Source organism: Paenibacillus sp. V4I5, from assembly GCF_030817255.1.
Lineage (GTDB): Bacteria > Bacillota > Bacilli > Paenibacillales > NBRC-103111 > Paenibacillus_E.
Window position 1 is genome coordinate 720,055 of sequence record NZ_JAUSZB010000002.1, and the last position, 17,578, is coordinate 737,632.

Consider the following 17,578-nt stretch of genomic DNA (forward strand, 5'->3'; position numbering starts at 1 on the left):
CTCATTACTTATGAGTGCTCTTATACCAATCTGTTGCTTCCTTGATCACTTGGTCTCCGCCCCGTTTCTTCCAATCCTCGACGAATTTATCGAATGAATCTACAGGTTCTTTACCCGTCATGATTTTGGCAGCCGTTTCTAACCACAAGCCATCTCTTCCGAGCTCAGGACGTGATTGCAGAGTTGGTAGAGAAGGCATGCCGAGAGCGTCATTTTTACGACCTTCTTTGGAAGCAACCTCTATGCCTTTAATCACCCTATCCCCAGCCGGACGATTTTTCATAAACTCTGCATCCGTCAAATGAAGTGGACCTACCATGCGCAACCAAGTCAGATGCATTTCTTCACGGTAAATGTCTTCCTGCTTCTCAGGATACTTATACTTAATCTTGCCGTCCTCTACCGTATGGTCTTTGCCTTCAAGTCCGTAAGTAAGAAATTTCTGTGCATCGTCACTGTAAAACCAATCCAAGAACTTGATCGCATTTTCCGGATTTTTGGTCGTCTTAGGAATAACCCATACATTCGACCCTACCGATGACCCAATACTATGGCCACCTTTACCGTCTGGACCAACAGGGGCTGGGATGATTTCAAGAAGAGCACTAGCCGTTCCTGTCTTGATCTCGGCGGACCACTTGTCAGCAAGGCGCGGAGCATGTGTCCATACACCTACAAGGCCTTGTGCTTTGATTTTCGCATCCCATACTGGCGCTTTTTGTACAAACACCTCATTATCCAAAAGCTTCTCTTCATACAGTTTACGGTAAGTTGCTAACGCCTGCTTCATCTGTGGACGAATGAGGTTAGGGATCAATTGTCCATTCTCCAGCTTCCAATCGCTAGGTATCGCGTCATAAGCTCCAAAGAACGCTTCTGTAAACGCAAGCTTTTCACGACCGGAGAAAGGAATTTCGTCTTTCTTTCCATTACCGTTAGGATCTTTATCACGGAATGCCCGCATCATATCTATGTATTCATCTACCGTTTTTGGCACGTTTAATCCCAACTTATCCAGCCAATCCTTCCGAATCATCATGACGCTTCCGTTTGGAGTCGCATTAACGGTAGGGATCCCATAAATCTTTCCATCTTTACTAACACTTGCGAAGTCCCAAGCTTCCTTTGAAATATGTTTTTTCAGGTTAGGGCCATACTTGTCGATAAGTTCGTTAAGTGGAATAATCACTCCCGTATCAATGGCGGGTGCTACTTCCGGTTTATTAATACCGTGCGTTTGCAAAAGGTCCGGCAGTTCTCCGCCTGCAAAAAGGAGCGTTAATTTCTGATCAAATTCTCGGTGTGGAATAAGTTCAAGCGTAACATCTGTTTTGGAAATTTCACGAAGCTTCTTCGTATATTCTTCCTCGTTGATGTTCGGAGATCCTTCGATGTACTGCAAGCCTTCGGTACCAATGCCCACTTTTAACTTAACTGGCTTACTATCACTCTGCCCTGGACCCTGCGTCGATGTTGCGATGTTGTTAGAAGAGCAGCCCACAAGTGTTCCTGCTACCGTTACTGCTAATGCGACCTTCGTCCATTTTTTGTTCATCTGACCTTCTCCTTTTTCATTGAACTTTGTCGTTGTCTCTACAATTAACCCTTCACAGAACCCAACATCGCACCTTTTATAAAGTGCTTTTGAACAAGAGGGTAGACAAACAAGATAGGAAGTGTTGCAACGATGATGGTGGCCATTTTGATGCCCTCTGCTGACTGCAAGGTTAGGCTGACACTTTGGGCGACGCCCTGCGTATCGCTCTCAACTAATAACTGCCTTAATTTTACTTGCAAGGGATAAAGCGCGGGGTCACGGATATACATGATTGCGCTAAAGTAACCATTCCAGTGTCCAACTGCGTAAAATAACCCAATCGTGCTTAGGGATGGCAGTGATAACGGCAGCACTACGCTCCACCAAGTGCGATACTCGCCAGCACCATCGATTTTGGCGGCATCCACCAAACCCTCAGGAATTTGGCGAAAGAACGAAACCATGATGATCAAGTTAAACGCGCTGATCGTCCCGGGGATAATGAGTGCCCAGAGTGAATTGAGCATGCCTAATGATTTTACAAGCAGATATCCCGGAATAATAGGCACTTGAAAAATCATTGTAAAAACAACAAGAAGCAATATGAAGGAGCGGCCCCTAAGCTCATTTTTAGCTAAGGCGTACGCCATTAACGAAGTGAAGAATAGATTGGTGGCCGTGCCCCCCACCGTCAGCAGCATTGTGACGCCGAAGGATTTCCAAATCGCCATATTTTTTAGGACCCCAATATAATTGATCCATGTAAACTCTACGGGAAAGATGGTAACTCTCCCTTGAGAAAGTGCCGTTCCTGAGCTTAATGAGCCTGCTACAATGTGTAGAAATGGAAGAAGCATGGCGATGCTTGTTAGGATGAGCAACGTATAGTTAAGGGAAGCAAATGCTTCTCGTGAGAAAGTTGGTTTTTTCGTCATTTGAAAGCCTCCCTCCTTTTAATAAATGGAATTGCCGGTTGTTTTTTTACTGAGCTGATTCGCTCCTACGACTAAGATGAGACCTATGACAGATTTGAACAGCCCAATTGCCGTTGTATAGCTATATTGACCACCTAGCAAGCCGATACGATAAATATAAGTGTCAATGATTTCACCGGTGGAAGTGACGAGCGGATTCATCAGCATGTAAACCTGCTCAAAGCCGAGATCGAGAATGTGCCCTATCCTTAGCAGCAGGAGCACCATGATCGTAGGCAGCAGTGACGGAAGGGTAATACTGAACACTTGCTTCAGCTTGCTCGCTCCATCGACCTCTGCAGATTCATATAGCTCTGGGTTAATGCCTGCAAGTGCGGCGAGATAAATAATCGTACCCCAACCCACTTCTTTCCATATTGCCGAGATCACGACAATCGACCGAAAATAATCAGGCTCTTGCATGAAGAAAATCGGCTCCTTACCCATCATACGAAGCACATCATTCAGCATGCCCGAGGTTGGAGACAGAAAGTTAATCACAAGCCCGCCGACAATGACCCATGAGAGAAAGTGAGGCAGGTACAGCACCGTTTGCACGACTTTTTTGAATAACAGCTTTCTTACCTCATTCATAAGAAGTGCCAGAATGATCGGAGCTGGAAATCCGAAGACAAGCTGATAAATGCTTATTAAGAACGTATTCTTGATCACCCGCAGAAACTCCGGATAAGTAAACAAGTTGATAAAATGCTTCATCCCGACGAATTTACTGCCGAAAATCCCGGTAAACACGCTATAATCCTGAAAGGCAATGATGATCCCTGCTAATGGAACGTATTTGAATAAAATAAAGAAAAGAAGTCCAGGGAGTACCATCGAATAGATCTGCCAATATTTAATGACATACAGCTTGCGTTTTACTGCCCGCTGTGCCGTGGATTGAGCTGCTCCCGCCACAATTTTCTCTTCACTGATATTCATTTCTTTCATATCTCCTCTCCATGAGCCTGTGCTAGCCTTGCTGTGGGATAAGTGTTTTGCCTTGAAAGTAACTTCATTGTATACGCTTACAAGTGAATACGCCATGTGATCTCTTGCGAAAGTTGTGTTTTTATATTCCTATTGAGTATGCTTTCAAGACAAAAAGACCATTCCCTGAAGAACGGTCCATCATTGTTCAGTTAGTTACCCCATATCGTTAGCTGCTGACCACTCTTTTTCTGTATTCAGTGGGTGACAAGCCGCAATATTTCTTGAACGTTTTTGCAAAATGGGGATAATCCCCGTAACCAACAGCCAGAGCGGCCTCGGAGGACCTGCAGCCTGGAGCCTTCAGCAGCTCCTTTGCCTTCTCCATACGCAGCTTGATCACATAGTCGGTGAAGCTTAGCCCAAGCTCATCTTTAAAGCAGCGACTGAAATAAGACAGCGACATCCCCGACTTCTCCGCAGCTTTCTGCAAAGAAATATCCTCCTCCGAATAATTCAATCTAATAAAATCGATAGCCTTCGTAATAGACTGACGCTGTCCCCAATTTCGAGAAGCTCTAACCTTCTCCACCATGGCTTTTAGCCCGCCTCTTGCTTGCTCGAGCCATCCCTCAGGCGGCATTTCATTGCTCTCTGCTAGAAAAGGCTTGCTCATCTCGGACATTCCGCCACCTGAGCGATGCTCGAGTTCCGCCTCAACCATGGTCAGTAGATCTTCCGTAAGACTTCGAGCAATCTCCTCAGTAGCACCATCTTCTCGCAGCTTCTGAACCATATCGCCCATGAGACGCAGCGCCTCTTCTTCGTTCAACAACCATATCTGCTCCGATACTGATTCACTCCGAGCTTTGGATTGCTTCACCCATTGGCTTCTATCTGCTGCAAGCTTGCGCCTTTCTTTCAATCTGCCGTCGATGTCTGAGAGCAGTTCATAGAGCTGCTCCTCCTTAATAGGCTTGAGCAAGTAATCGGTAACGCCTTGCCGTAGTGCCTGCTGTGCGTAAGCAAAGTCATCATATCCAGAAATGATGATGACATCCATGTCCCATTTCCTTCTACGCACCTCTCGAATTAGCTCCAATCCATCCATGACCGGCATAGAGATATCGGTAATGAGCAGGTCTGGACGCAGCATCTCACAAATAGTCAGCGCCTCCGAGCCATCATCAGCTTCGCCGAGTACTTCAAAGCCATACGGGCTTTCGGAGATGAGCTTAGACAAGCTGCGTTTAATCATAATCTCATCGTCTACAATGAGCACCTTATACATGGTCGGCCTCCTTATTCGTGAGCTGCATATTTAAGCTTCATCTCCACGACTGTTCCCGTCTCATTCGATTTGGTAATGTAAAGGCCGTATGGTGATCCAAAGGAGAGCCGAATTCGCTGATGCACATTCCATAGTCCAATCGATTCCGAGGAGCCATTCGTTATAACTCCTGAATCACTCCGAAGATTAACCTCATTGTTGTTAAACGCTAGATTATACTCTTTTTTTAGCTCATTATCCATTCCTTTACCCTCATCTTCAATCCGGAGAATATAGCCATCCTCTGAACGTTCACCTGTAATGCCAATATACGTAGGCTTAACTCTATGACGCTCATAGCCGTGCTTAAACACATTTTCCACAAGGGGTTGAATCATGAGACGTAGCGCTAATACGCCAGGGAGATCCTCTTCTTGAAAATTTAGTTCTACGCGAAGTGTCTTAAATCTCTCCTGCTGAATTTCAAGGTAGGTGCTAATATAACGAAGCTCCTCTTTAAGTGTCACTGACTGCTGAGGATATCCGATACTATAGCGAAAAATATCCGCTAATGAGGTTGCCATACGACTAATCGGCTTAACCCCCTCAATGATGGCATAGGAATTCATGATTTCCAGCGTGTTGTATAAAAAATGCGGATTGATTTGAGATTGCATGACCAGAAGCGCCGACTCTCGTTGTCGAAGCTCCATCTCGATCTCTTTTTGCCTAGAATGCTGGATCTCAACAATCAATCTTTGAATCTCTCCGACCATTCGGTTAAAACTTCGGTTTAAGCCCCCTATTTCGTCGTTACGTTTCTCTGGCGCTCGGACATTTAAGTCTCCCTCTTCCGCCCGGCGCATCAACCGACGCAAATGTAACAACGATTGAGTAAGATACAAGGAGAAGCCACCCACCAAGAATAAGGCCAAGCTAACGAGTAACAACCCGATCCAAACCGTTACATTACGCCAGCGGACGAGATCACCATTAAGTTCTTTCAGCGGTACCTCCGAAATAAGTGTCCACCCGGTCAAAGGAGATCGGTCGGTGATGATCAACTTTTTAGTATCGTTAATCGTTTCTACATAGTACCCTCTTGGCTCTTGTAGATTTGGCTGTATGTGCTGCGTGTTAATTGCCTTTCCCCACTTTTCCTTTTCGGGGTGATAAATAACCTTTCCGTCCTGGTCCATAATCCAAACAAAACCGCTTTGTCCGAGTTTAATTTTTTCGCATATTTTAATAATTTCGTTCATTCTTACATGCACAACAAGCAGTCCTGTTGACTGATAAGTCAATGTATCCACAAATCTTCGGGTAATGGTCAGTACAGTCGTAGAATCGATCACAGACAAACCCGTAATCTTGTAATTCTGGTCACCCGTCAGCGCATCCTTGTAAAGGTCATAGCTAGCCTTGGCTGCAATAGCATTATAGCTCGAGGTCACCGTACCACTCTTGGATACGATCGATAAGCCATAAATATCAGGACGCCCAAATATGATCGCGGGAAATAACTCATCAGATATTTTTTTACTAATAAGAAATCGTTCGTATTGATCGTTCGGATCCAGCTTCATGAAAGTTTGGATTTGGGGATGCAGCAGTAACGGATAGGTAACACGCTGCAGATCTCCAAAATAGGAATCAAGCTGCCCATTGATTTGCCGCACTAGTTGCTCACTATATCCTATAGCATTCTTCTCAATACTTTCGGTTGAACTTGAATACCACAAGGTACCGAAGGCAAGTAAAGGAACGCATAGGAAAAATAAAATAATAAATACTAGCTTCGCCTTAATGGTTAGCGCTTTCTGTTTCATCATGGGCACTCACAGCTCCAAATCGATAATTCCTTCTTTCCATAGTTGTAAACGATTTATTTCATTATTACAATGATAAATGTTTTAATCTCGTAGGGCTTAATCTCAAAATGAAGCTCTTCCCCATAGTTAGGCCTCTCTAAAGGCCGCTCCAACAGGTCGCATTCTTGCCAAGAAATGATCTTCATCGTACTCTCCAGAACGATCTCATTGCGCGCACCCGAATATTCATGAAGACGCAAGATCAGCACATCTTGATCCTCCGCCTTTTTCACAGCATCCACCATAACATGACCGCCATTAGCCTTGATCAGCGACATCATCTCCCCTGTCTTCGTAGTTCCTGGTGTAATTCGAAGCGGATTATTTAAATCCCAAGCAGCCTCGACGGTGCCTCCTTCAAGCCAATCTCCTCGATGCGGGAACAAGGCATAGGTAAAGATGTGCTCTCCTAAATCCGCCGTCGGGTCTGGAATCATCGCCGATTTAATTAGCGTCAAACGCATAACGTTATCTTTAATATCGTAGCCATATTTGCAATCGTTGAGCAGACTGACACCATATCCGCGTTCTGACAAATCTGCCCACTGCTGGCCTACCGTCTCATAGCGTGCATAATCCCAGCTCGTATTCCAATGAGTTGGTCGCTTCGCGTTGCCGAATTGAATGTCAAAGGTGGCTTCCGTGCTTCGTACCTTCACCGGAAAGGCTACTTTAAGCAGCTGACGACGCTCCTGCCAATCCACCTTCGTATCGAAGTCGATTCTTCGGTTGTCGGCATACACGATCATCTTTTGCGTAATGGTCGATTGCCCGTATAGCCACTCAAAACAAAGGATGGCGCGAAGCGGTCCGCTTTCGATTAGACGAACGGATTGGAGGTCTCCGATCGTGCGCATTTTTTGCTGATAGAACAAATCAATTTCCCAAGCTTCATGACGTCCCTTCGGCTTATCCTCGAACACTTGAAACACATTACCTAATTCGCCTTTGGCGAGCACTTCACGGTTCTCCGTCTTGTCATATATTCGTGTCAGGTGACCGGCGGAATCCCACTCAAGCTTGTAAAAAGGAGTAGACATCCAACCAGTACCCTGTTCGAAGACTTCCTTATGCTCATCTTGAAAAGCAGGAGATGGACTAGGCGAATAGTAAATCGTAGAATAACCCATAGAAGGAATTTGTCTGACATGGATCAACCACTGATCACCGGAAAGGGTCGCATCAAGCTTCACACCTTCATGATTGCTCCATAACCCCGTTGTGGGCAGCGAATCGCTTGAAAGAGCTACAATCCCATCTCGATCCCAAATGGCGCTGTTGAATACCAAGTAGCCCTTTTTACCCTCAAACTCTCCCTTAGAACCGGTAATAGCGTCTGCTGCACGGTTCCATACGCGCTGACCAATCTCGAATGCTTCTGCATATTCCAGCCTACAATCCTCATACACCTCACGAATGGAAGAGCCTGGTATAATATCATGAAACTGATTGCGCAAAATAATTTTCCACCCCTCGGCCAGCTCAGATTGTCCATACTCCGTCCAATCGTAACGAAGCATGCTGTTCAAAGCACTCAACCACTCTGTCTCCCTGTAGAAAATCTCCAGCTTGCGATTCGCCCGCTTATTGTAAGCTTGGCTCGTGTAAGTTCCGCGATGCAGCTCCAGATAAAGCTCTCCATCCCATGTGTGCACATATTGATCTGTTTGATTGACTGTCTCCTTCAATTGTTCAAAATAAGCATCCGCCCGACCAGTTGTCACCTTCGGCACACCCGGCATGTTCTCAAGTCTACGTCGCATTTCTAGCATTTCGCGGTTCACACCGCCTCCACCATCCCCATAACCATAGGAAAGCAGCAACGATTGATTAAGCTCCTTATTACGATAAGCTTCCCAAATTCCTTGTACAGATTGAGGCGTCACTTTTCCGTTGTATGTATAGTAGAAGGCTCCCTCATTACCACCTGGGTCAGGTGTTGTAATGAAATGTGTCAGTACCTCACTGCCATCAATTCCTCTCCAATGGAAGGTATCATGAGGCATCCGGTTGTATTGGTTCCAGCTGATTTTGGTCGTCATGAAGGTATCGATTCCGAATTTCCGCAATATTTGTGGCAATGCCCAGCTATAACCGAACACGTCCGGAAGCCACAAATATTTGCAATCCACACCGAATTCTTCTTTGAAGAACCGCATCCCGTACATCATCTGTCTGACGAGCGATTCGCCCGAGGTTAGGTTGCAATCGGCCTCCAGCCACATCGCGCCTCCAGCCTCCCAACGCCCCTCTTTCACCCGTTCTCGGATTCGTTCGTAAATTTCCGGATAGTCCTTTTTGATATAATCATAAAGTTGGGGCTGGGTTTGCAAAAATACATATTCCGGATATTGCTCCATCAGTCGGAGTACGGTGGAAAATGATCTAGCTGCTTTTTCACGAGTATGCTTTAGACGCCATAGCCAAGCTACGTCAATATGCGTGTGACCAATGCATTGCACCGTCACAGGGTGCCGGTTCGTTAGCTGTCCAAGTTCACTATGCAGTGTTTCTCTCGCCGCTGAGATTGAGCGATAGAAATCCTCGGAGCCCGGATATGACCAATCAATCTGCAGAAAGGCACGATCTAGCACCTTCGATAAATCGTGGTAATCCGGCGAATTCTCGTTCAGTCCTTTCACCGTATCTAAAGCTGCGCGGGCAGTAAAGAAAAGATCGTCAGCTGCTTCATCCAACCAACCAATACGTGCTAGGCGCAGTGTATTTTCAATGGGAGCGGCAGGAGCATAGCCATTCAATCCTGACCAAAGCCGGAATCGAAGGCTCACGTTAGTTCCGATCAACTCGGGTGTGAAGAACACTTCCTCGTGATTTGAATCCACCCCTTGATAGGGCTTACCGTTCACAAAGAGCAAGGACTCAAATCCGCTGTTGTGGCCTCCTCCAGTTTGACCGAAATCAAACCGTCCCAGCACCTTACGTCCTGCCCATGCTGAAGGAAGCTCAACATCGATAGATAGCCAAACGTAGTAATCACGTCCAGTCCAACGATCTCCCAGGTTCACATCATCCCACTTTCCCTCACGTGAAGGGTAGGCTCCAATGATTCCCTCAGGATCAACCTGCTTGCGAATATGTGTCAGCGTTTTTTCCTCACGGTACCTGTAACCGGCTAACTCCTTTAATCTTGCCTCTAGCTTCTCCTTGATCCAAAACATGCTTACTCCTCCTCATAACACGTGTTATTATACTCGTTAAAAAAAGGTAGGCCTACCTGATCCTACCTGTCTTTACACTTTCCCTCATCACTAGCTTTGCCGGTACCCATTGCTTTTCCTTGCTTTCAAGTACTTGTTTTCCCTCGATGTAATCTATAATACGGATTGCCGCTGCTCTGCCCATATCTGAATAGGGAACCTCTACAGCGCTTAATGCGGGCACCAAGTAATTATTGACACCTTCTGTGTTGTCTGCTGCCATAATATGCACGTCTTTACCGATGCGTAAGCCCAGTATGTTGGCGGCGCGGTACAGATAGATGGCCCCCCTCGACCAATTGGAAAGTATAGAAACCGGCTTAGGCAGCTTCTCCAGCCAGTTCTCCCAATCCTTGGGCGCATCGAGCCAAGATTCTTCCTGTCGCAATTCGACAGAAGCCTCGCAGCTGTGTTGACTCGTCCACTCCCGATAACCTTGCAATCGTTCACGGTCTCCCCAATTCGGTTTATATTCAGCCCCTTTATAAACCCCGAGGTAAATTGGAGGCGCCTTTGTTAGCACCCACATGGCGTTCAGTGCATCATGCACACTTTGTCTATAATCCATGAGGATTGAAGTAGTTCTCGGGCTCTCTGGAAATCCTTCAACTGAAATGAAGGGAATCTGCTGATCATTCAGCTCCTTCTCCCAACTCTCATCGGCATAGCCCGTTGTATCTTTGGTCACGATGCCGTCAATTCGCTTGTGCATGAACAGCTCGATCAACTCAGATCGATTATTCACACCGCATAGAAGGACGTGGTAACCCCTCTCTTTGCAGGCTTCCTGCAACCCTTGCAACATTTGTGTAAACATCGGGTTACTTAAATCCCCATGTACACCGATACAGTAACTTCGACCGGTTCGCATTCCCTTAGCCTGCGCATCAACACGGTAGTTCAGCTCTTCAATTGCTTCTAGCACCGCTTTCCGCTTCTCTTCGCCGACACCGATACCTGACGTGTTGTTCAGAACCGCTGACACGATACTCCTAGACACTCCTGCACGTCTAGCGACGTCAAAACTTGTTACGCGTTTTGCCATTTAATCACCTTCTCCAGAACAAAATAACACGTGTTATAAGAGGTGTCAATAGTTATGATATAGTCTTGCGTACAGGGGTAGTACTATCAGTTGGTTGTGTATGGAAGTAGTCTCAAATGACTATATTTCTATGGCTTGTGTCATGTCAGTCAATGCATTCAGGTCCGGATTTATTGATGCCTTTGTTGAATACCTGGATTAGTTCAAAAATGAACTCGGGGAAATCAAATTGCCAGGTTTAATCCAAGCAGTCGAGATTAACAATCCCAAAGCGGTATTAGGAAAAGTGTTCAAAGATGCAATAAGGAATTCTATATTCTTTGGAGTTGCGGCACTTATCGTGGCGTAGATAATGTTAGAGTGGAGGAATTTCATAGCATCACTCCCTCTTGAAGGCTGACAACTAAGAGCATATATTATGCTTTAGGGCGATGCACTTACCAACACACCTAAGAAAGTATTCGTTCATTCATCTAGTCTAGCATCCTCCTCCACCATTCCCACAATAATAATCATAAGTATTCATCCAATAGAGTGAAATGCTCGATCAACTAAAACATGGCCAATATAATATGAGCACCGAAATATAGGGATCCAAAGGGGATCGAACTCCTAACCGAAGTGGTTGAGTGCACTTCTAAATACTTTATTTGATTGATAACAATTAACGTCACACTGCCGCTTTTGCCTGTACAACTCCTAATTGCTAAATCATGCTATATACGATAAAATGACCGTGGTCATAAATGACTTCGGTCATTTTAATGGGGTGAATAGGTTGTCAAGAGAAGTTAAAAAAAAGAAAACGAAAGAAGATATCATTCGCAATGCAATTAAATTGTTTAAAGAAAAAGGGTATGCAAATGTCACCGTTGAGGAAATAGCGTTCAAAAGCGATATTGCCAAAGGAACATTTTTAACTATTTTCAAAAAAAGGAGCATTTACTATTACATTTGTCTAACTCATACATGCAGCTTATGAGCCAAATTGTTGATCGACACAAGGAAGGCTCGATTAAGGAGCGGCTACTGCATATTCAAGGCGACTTGCTGAGAATTTATTTACAACATGCAGACTTACTCCGTCTAACTTTGGTTGAAACGATCAAATCAGCATTCGAATCACCGGAATCAACAACTAACATCTCGCTATTTCAAGAAACGCTCGGCACCATAATTGAGAATGCTAAAATAAGCGGCGACCTCCGAAGTCGCAGAGATTCGAATGTAAGTGCCGCCGTGTTAGTCGGTCTGTTTATCAATTTACTTATTACCTGTTCATCAAAACTTAATGAAGAAGAAATGTTCCAAGTGCTGCGGCAACAGTTGGATGTGGTGTGGGAGGGGATTGCAGATGAATAGGTTTAAAAAAATACTAAGAAGCAAAATCGTGATATTTCTCGCTGTACTATCTGTCTTCACTTATTTGAATAACAGTTCTCTCCTTACGCAACAAAGGAAAGATGCTCCACTTCTACTCGCCCATCGAGGACTTGCCCAGACCTTTACAATGGAGGGCATTACGAATGAAACCTGTACGGCTGAGCGGATCTATGTACCGGACCATCCTTATCTGGAAAATACAATCCCCTCCATGGAAGCAGCTTTTCAGGCAGGTGCGGACATTGTTGAATTCGATATAAAACCAACAAAGGACGGACAGTTCGCTGTATTTCACGATTGGACACTCGATTGTCGAACGAATGTAAAAGGCGTTACCAAGGATTACACAATGACAGAATTGAAGAATTTGGATATTGGCTATGGATATACAGCCGACCATGGACAAACCTACCCGTTTCGCGGTCATGGAATAGGATTGATGCCATCGCTGGATGAAGTGCTGAGCTATTTTCCTGAACAGTCTTTTTTAATTCATATAAAAAGCAATGATCCCAATGAGGGAGAAATGCTCGCCCAATTTCTCTCGGCTTTACCGCAAAATCGTTTAAATCAGCTAACCATCTATGGAGGAGATGAACCCATTGCTTCTTTAAAGGAAAATCTTCCTACTATCCAGGCAATGTCTAAATCAACCATGAAAAGCTGTTTACTCCCATACATAGCTGCTGGCTGGGCTGGATATGTTCCGCCAGCATGTAAAAATACGGAACTTCACATTCCAGAGAAAATCGCACCATGGCTATGGGGTTGGCCAGACCGTTTTATTAATCGGATGGATAAGTCGGGGACTCCTGTCATCGTGGTCGGTGGCAATGGCAGCGACTTTTCAAGTGGATTTGATACTGCTGACGATATAACACGTCTGCCAAAAAACTTTACCGGCGGGATATGGACGAATCGAATTGATCGGATTGCTCCTTTATATCTTAAACGGTAGGTTTAAAGAATGAGCCTAGAACGTGCAATTTTAAAAAACTGAACGATTAGTTTAATCGAGACTTAATTAGACTTGTTAATTTTCAACTGGGATCAAGGAGCTGCTGCCGCGGCAAACTTACTCCACAAACTCGATTTTTATAATTCCATTCTGTCTGACCATGTCTCACAACATATAGTTTCAAAAAATCATCTCCATAATATTGAAATAACTTACTGGAAATATCGACGGACAGATCAAAGTAAACTGCCCGAAAGTGAAAAAAGGCTGCATTGTCGGCAGCCTCAAGCGAGCTATCGTTCCCTTTAACGAGAACCAAACTTCATCGGGATAATAATTGTCGGGGTTCATTGGCAGATGACACTATTCTAAATCATTTCGGGGATGTGGATTAATCGGGGGATATAAGAATTGATTATCGAATTGATTATCTTTTTTCGGATCATGATCATCAGGATTTTCGCTTTCATTTGGCATCTCAGCAGCAGTTATAGCCGACATAGCTTCAAAGCTCACGAAGTCTTCGACTTCATCAAACTGGTTGTTTTCAGTCATTGCAAACCTCCTTAAGGTGGATTTCATTACTAGGCAATTATTCGCCTTATCTTTACTTTTTATTCAGGAATTCAAGGAAGCAAAGTCCCCCGTTTAGAGGGACCCGAGGATGACCTATGTTGGCAACCTTTGATGAGCTCTAGATATCCGTTGAAAACCCACTAACCATTTATTTCAATCATTGCCCGCGTAAGTGTTATTTGTTTTTTCTTTTCTTCTCTGTAGTGTCCCCAGGTAAGGAGCGCTATTATAACGTCATAAAGGGAAATAAATAATGTCCCATAGAAGAATACCGACAAATCCCATTTATTTCACCGTCCCGGATGCACAATAATTTTGTTTATTATTACCACTTGATTCCTTTTTCACTAAACTGCTAACGAAACGAGGCTGCCGTTTGTGCCGGCAGCCTCGTTTCGTTCTTTTGAGCTATAGTTCTCCGTTGTTCAATGATGTAATGTTCATCAAACTTAAAGGTGACTTGGAACGCTTTATCTTAGTTTCCCGGTTCCTTATCATTATGAAAAATCTGCAGTCGGCTACAATCTTCCAAACTTTCCACGTCGGCGTTGTAAAAATATAGTGGCTACGGTTTCGTCCCCCGAACGGAGTACTAAACTGTTTTCGCCGTTCAAAGGGGCAAACTCGAAGTGAAGACTTCCCTGAAAATAGGACACTATGCCCTTGAACCGATCGAACAGGACTTGGGCCACGAAATCGCGCGTTTGTACCGGATGCTTGAACGCGATTACTTTTCCGCCTCCGTCGGCGACGAGCATGACGTCTTCGGTCAGCAAAGACAGCACATGATCGACGTTACCTTGCTCGAGAGATGTGAGGAACCGGCTAACCCAATCCAATTCTACCGCTTCGACCAGGACCGTCTCCTCCTCGGATATTCCCTTCTTTACCCATTTGTAATCATCCCTTTACTAGTCAATTTATAATCGTATTATTCTCGATATTCTTCAACAATCCTGCACAATCGCTCAACGACAATTTCAGTACATAACTTATCTTATGAACTGAAAAAACCAGCCCGTAAAACGGACTGGTTTACACTCCATTCATTCAACTATCGTTCCCCATTAGTTTAGCTTCTCAGGTTTTACCGTCCAAGCTGAAAATCACCGAATTTATTATCGCTTTTTAATTCCCAAATCTTCATTGTTAATGCTCCTTTGCATTACAATATTTCGATATACCCTTCTGTTCCATGCACGCGAATTCGTTGCCCATCTTTTATCAGTTTGGTAGCATTCTCCACTCCGACAACTGCTGGTAAGCCATATTCACGTGCGATAACTGCTCCATGGGTCATCAGTCCACCAACTTCGGTGACTAGACCTTTTATGGATACAAATAATGGTGTCCAGCCAGGGTCAGTAAAGGCAGTGACTAGTATATCTCCATCTTCCAGATCCGCATCTTCCATGTTTAAGATGACACGCGCTCGTCCCTCGATCACTCCGGAAGAAACAGGCAGACCGACAATAGCTTTGGCCGGGATATTTTCCCGTTTGTACGCACCTGCAACGATTTCACCATCAGACGTGATGACACGCGGGGGAGTTAATTTTTTAAAAAATTTGTAATCGTCTTTTCGTTTGCTGATGATCTGATAATCCAGTTTGTTTGTGCGTACGACTTCGTGAAGTTCTTCAAAAGTGAGATAGAATATATCTTCCTTCTCACGAATTACGCCAGCTTGTACGAGCTGTTCCGCTTCTTTCAGTAAAGCCTGCTTATAAACGAAATAGCGGTTAATCCAACCGTATTTTGGATATTCACGATAACCGATGAAATTCCGAATTCGGCGGATCATTCGTTTTGTCTCTTCAGCTTTTTGTTCACCATCCGGCAATTGGATTAATCGAGCTAATAACTCTTGTTCTTTTTCCAAAGCTTCCTGGCGCCCTTGCTCAAATTTTCGATGACCGGCATTAGGCTCAAAGGCTTTGATGTTACCCAGAATCATGGGAACCAGCATAATTGGTTTTTCACTCCAACGCGTTTTAGAAATATCGATTTCTCCGGCGCATCGCATTCCGTATTTATTGAGATAAGCATAGATTGCGTCATGAGCTTCCTGTCCACCCTCGAAATTAACCAGTTCATCCAAAAAGTTATCATCTTTTACATGCTGTAAATAATCAATGACTTCCGGATAAGGGCGAATCACATCGGCGACACCCATTAATGCCAGACCCATTTCTGAAGTAATATTGTTGGGTACCGATTGAGAAAGCGTATCTACTGCGTTTTTTTCACCTAACCACTCGTTCATTTTTTTATTGATCCATAATGAAGCATTTATGGCAGCCATAAACACAGCCGTACTTTGTGGGTCAAATAAGATCTTCTTTAATTGCTGGATATCTTCTAGAATAAAATCTAATAAATCCGATCCTGATTTCGTCTGGATGTTTTGTTTTAACTCTTCTACCGATGCGTGATTACTCTTAATCAAATCAGAAACGATGTTCGGATTGTTTTCAATTTGTGCCAGCATATCTGTATTACTTCTGCCCGGAATCGCTGCTGTTTGATCATTTGGTAACAATTTTATAAAATCTCGCTCTATTATGGTCATGAGTGCGCCTTTTATGAGCGGATCGGATCCCACGGTATTTAATAAAGTTTCCCGGCCGACAGGTGTAGCCAGCCTAGGTGCAACATCAACAAACAACCTCCCACCAGCTTTACGCATAGGTGCAGGAGTAATTAACAGGTAAAAAGACAATCCCAATGGTTTTATGGGATCTGTCATCATTTGTTGATGACCAACAGATAGATAGACGTGATTTTCTTGATCATTCGCTTCAGGGATCGGGTATAAAGTAGTGATCGGCCGACTCTGGACAATATAAAATGTATCATCAGCCAAACACCATTCGATATCTTGCGGGCAGCCAAAATAAGCTTCGATCTGTCTTCCGATATGTGCCAGCTGTAAAATTTGTTGCTCAGTAAGTGTTTGAGTCGTTTGCTGATCAGGATCGATCTGCTTTGTCTCTGTTCCGCCTTCTTTTCGTCCATAGATCGCCAATTTTTTGGTTGCTATTCTCTTATCGACGATTTCCCCTTCTTGTACTTTATAACAATCGGCAGATACCAAGCCTGAGACCAGTGCTTCTCCAAGTCCAAAACCGGCATCGATGGATAGCGAATTCCGGTTGGAGGTAATCGGATCAGCGGTAAATAAAATCCCTGAAGCCTGTGGGAAAACCATCCTTTGAACGATAACGGATATATAAATTTGACTGTGGTCAAATCCATTGTGCATACGGTAGATTATCGCGCGATCCGTAAATAGGGAAGCCCAACATTTGCTGATATGTTGTATGATTGCTTCTTTGCCGATAATATTTAAATAAGTGTCTTGTTGACCAGCAAAAGAAGCATGTGGTAAATCTTCCGCAGTCGCACTAGAGCGCACTGCATAAGCATGTTCATCACCAAACTGGGAGAGATAGTGAGTAACTGCAGTCACAACATCGGAAGGAATTTCTACTTCCGTAATGATTTGTCGAATCTTTCTGCTGATTTCACCAATTTGATCTCGATCTTCTACTTTTAGCATTGTTAGTCGATCCAACAAAGCACGATACGTTTCGTTTTGTTCGATGGCTTTTTGATATCCCACTGTTGTAACACAAAATCCTTCTGGTACTTGTATTCCTTCAATTTGTGATAATTCCCCTAAATTTAATCCTTTTCCGCCAACGAGCAAAAGCTGCGTTTTTTCCATTTCCTGAAAACCGAGAACCAAAGAACTCATTCAACATCTCTCCTAATCATTAAATTGAGAAAAAACATTTGACAAGAGCTTCACCG

The 17,578-nt window shown here is 44.2% G+C and carries 13 protein-coding genes; 4 read left to right on the forward strand and 9 right to left on the reverse strand.

The window, feature by feature from the left end; translation table 11 throughout:
- Positions 1-4 precede the first annotated feature (4 nt).
- From QFZ78_RS05270 to QFZ78_RS05300, 7 genes are all read right to left on the reverse strand, one after another.
- Positions 5-1,555, reverse strand: coding sequence for an extracellular solute-binding protein (locus tag QFZ78_RS05270; protein WP_307545985.1), 1,551 nt, complete (start codon positions 1,553-1,555; stop codon positions 5-7).
- Between the two features lie 44 nt (positions 1,556-1,599).
- Positions 1,600-2,472 carry a carbohydrate ABC transporter permease gene (locus tag QFZ78_RS05275; RefSeq protein WP_307545986.1) on the reverse strand — a complete coding sequence of 291 codons (873 nt, stop codon included), beginning with the start codon at positions 2,470-2,472 and terminating at the stop codon, positions 1,600-1,602.
- Between the two features lie 18 nt (positions 2,473-2,490).
- Entirely contained in the window at positions 2,491-3,462 is a 972-nt protein-coding gene (locus tag QFZ78_RS05280) for an ABC transporter permease (protein WP_307545987.1), read from the reverse strand.
- A 208-nt stretch (positions 3,463-3,670) separates the two neighbouring features.
- Positions 3,671-4,732: a response regulator gene (locus QFZ78_RS05285; protein ID WP_307545988.1), complete on the reverse strand. Its 1,062-nt coding sequence runs from the start codon at positions 4,730-4,732 to the stop codon at positions 3,671-3,673.
- A gap of 11 nt (positions 4,733-4,743) precedes the next feature.
- Complete coding sequence (locus tag QFZ78_RS05290) at positions 4,744-6,543, reverse strand: sensor histidine kinase (protein WP_307545989.1); 1,800 nt, start codon at positions 6,541-6,543, stop codon at positions 4,744-4,746.
- A 53-nt stretch (positions 6,544-6,596) separates the two neighbouring features.
- Positions 6,597-9,761 carry an alpha-mannosidase gene (locus QFZ78_RS05295; RefSeq protein WP_307545990.1) on the reverse strand — a complete coding sequence of 1,055 codons (3,165 nt, stop codon included), beginning with the start codon at positions 9,759-9,761 and terminating at the stop codon, positions 6,597-6,599.
- A gap of 52 nt (positions 9,762-9,813) precedes the next feature.
- Entirely contained in the window at positions 9,814-10,845 is a 1,032-nt protein-coding gene (locus QFZ78_RS05300) for a LacI family DNA-binding transcriptional regulator (RefSeq protein WP_307545991.1), read from the reverse strand.
- A 730-nt stretch (positions 10,846-11,575) separates the two neighbouring features.
- Here QFZ78_RS05300 and QFZ78_RS38430 point away from each other — a divergent pair.
- The 3 genes from QFZ78_RS38430 to QFZ78_RS05310 are packed head-to-tail and all read left to right on the forward strand — an operon-like array spanning position 11,576 to position 13,186.
- On the forward strand, positions 11,576-11,827 hold the full coding sequence (locus QFZ78_RS38430) for a TetR/AcrR family transcriptional regulator (protein WP_373460999.1): 252 nt from the start codon (positions 11,576-11,578) through the stop codon (positions 11,825-11,827).
- Positions 11,800-12,207, forward strand: a complete 408-nt coding sequence (locus tag QFZ78_RS05305) for a hypothetical protein (RefSeq protein ID WP_307545992.1) — start codon at positions 11,800-11,802, stop codon at positions 12,205-12,207. Before QFZ78_RS38430 ends, QFZ78_RS05305 begins: the two co-directional genes overlap by 28 nt.
- The gene (locus tag QFZ78_RS05310; RefSeq protein ID WP_307545993.1) at positions 12,200-13,186 is read left to right on the forward strand and encodes a glycerophosphodiester phosphodiesterase family protein; all 987 of its coding nucleotides are present in this window, start codon (positions 12,200-12,202) and stop codon (positions 13,184-13,186) included. The genes QFZ78_RS05305 and QFZ78_RS05310 overlap by 8 nt, the downstream gene beginning before the upstream one ends.
- 363 nt (positions 13,187-13,549) lie before the next feature.
- On the opposite strand, the gene QFZ78_RS05315 is transcribed toward QFZ78_RS05310, so the two are convergent.
- A complete protein-coding gene (locus QFZ78_RS05315; RefSeq protein WP_307545994.1) occupies positions 13,550-13,741 on the reverse strand; it encodes a hypothetical protein in 192 nt (63 codons plus the stop codon).
- Positions 13,742-14,391: 650 nt separating this feature from the next.
- Here QFZ78_RS05315 and QFZ78_RS05320 point away from each other — a divergent pair.
- Positions 14,392-14,688 (forward strand): hypothetical protein, encoded by a 297-nt coding sequence (locus QFZ78_RS05320; RefSeq protein WP_307545995.1) that lies wholly within the window; start codon positions 14,392-14,394, stop codon positions 14,686-14,688.
- Positions 14,689-14,927: 239 nt separating this feature from the next.
- Here QFZ78_RS05320 and ppsA read toward each other — a convergent pair whose 3' ends face one another.
- Complete coding sequence (gene ppsA / locus QFZ78_RS05325; RefSeq protein WP_307545996.1) at positions 14,928-17,522, reverse strand: phosphoenolpyruvate synthase; 2,595 nt, start codon at positions 17,520-17,522, stop codon at positions 14,928-14,930.
- Positions 17,523-17,578 lie beyond the last annotated feature (56 nt).

What these genes read in the sequence shown, in the direction of transcription:
- QFZ78_RS05270 (WP_307545985.1), bottom strand. Translation starts at nt 1,555, where the DNA reads ATGAACAAAAAATGGACGAAGGTCGCATTAGCAGTAACGGTAGCAGGA.
- QFZ78_RS05275 (WP_307545986.1), bottom strand. Translation starts at nt 2,472, where the DNA reads ATGACGAAAAAACCAACTTTCTCACGAGAAGCATTTGCTTCCCTTAAC.
- QFZ78_RS05280 (WP_307545987.1), bottom strand. Translation starts at nt 3,462, where the DNA reads ATGAAAGAAATGAATATCAGTGAAGAGAAAATTGTGGCGGGAGCAGCT.
- QFZ78_RS05285 (WP_307545988.1), bottom strand. Translation starts at nt 4,732, where the DNA reads ATGTATAAGGTGCTCATTGTAGACGATGAGATTATGATTAAACGCAGC.
- QFZ78_RS05290 (WP_307545989.1), bottom strand. Translation starts at nt 6,543, where the DNA reads ATGATGAAACAGAAAGCGCTAACCATTAAGGCGAAGCTAGTATTTATT.
- QFZ78_RS05295 (WP_307545990.1), bottom strand. Translation starts at nt 9,761, where the DNA reads ATGTTTTGGATCAAGGAGAAGCTAGAGGCAAGATTAAAGGAGTTAGCC.
- QFZ78_RS05300 (WP_307545991.1), bottom strand. Translation starts at nt 10,845, where the DNA reads ATGGCAAAACGCGTAACAAGTTTTGACGTCGCTAGACGTGCAGGAGTG.
- QFZ78_RS38430 (WP_373460999.1), top strand. Translation starts at nt 11,576, where the DNA reads ATGACCGTGGTCATAAATGACTTCGGTCATTTTAATGGGGTGAATAGG.
- QFZ78_RS05310 (WP_307545993.1), top strand. Translation starts at nt 12,200, where the DNA reads ATGAATAGGTTTAAAAAAATACTAAGAAGCAAAATCGTGATATTTCTC.
- QFZ78_RS05315 (WP_307545994.1), bottom strand. Translation starts at nt 13,741, where the DNA reads ATGACTGAAAACAACCAGTTTGATGAAGTCGAAGACTTCGTGAGCTTT.
- ppsA (WP_307545996.1), bottom strand. Translation starts at nt 17,522, where the DNA reads ATGAGTTCTTTGGTTCTCGGTTTTCAGGAAATGGAAAAAACGCAGCTT.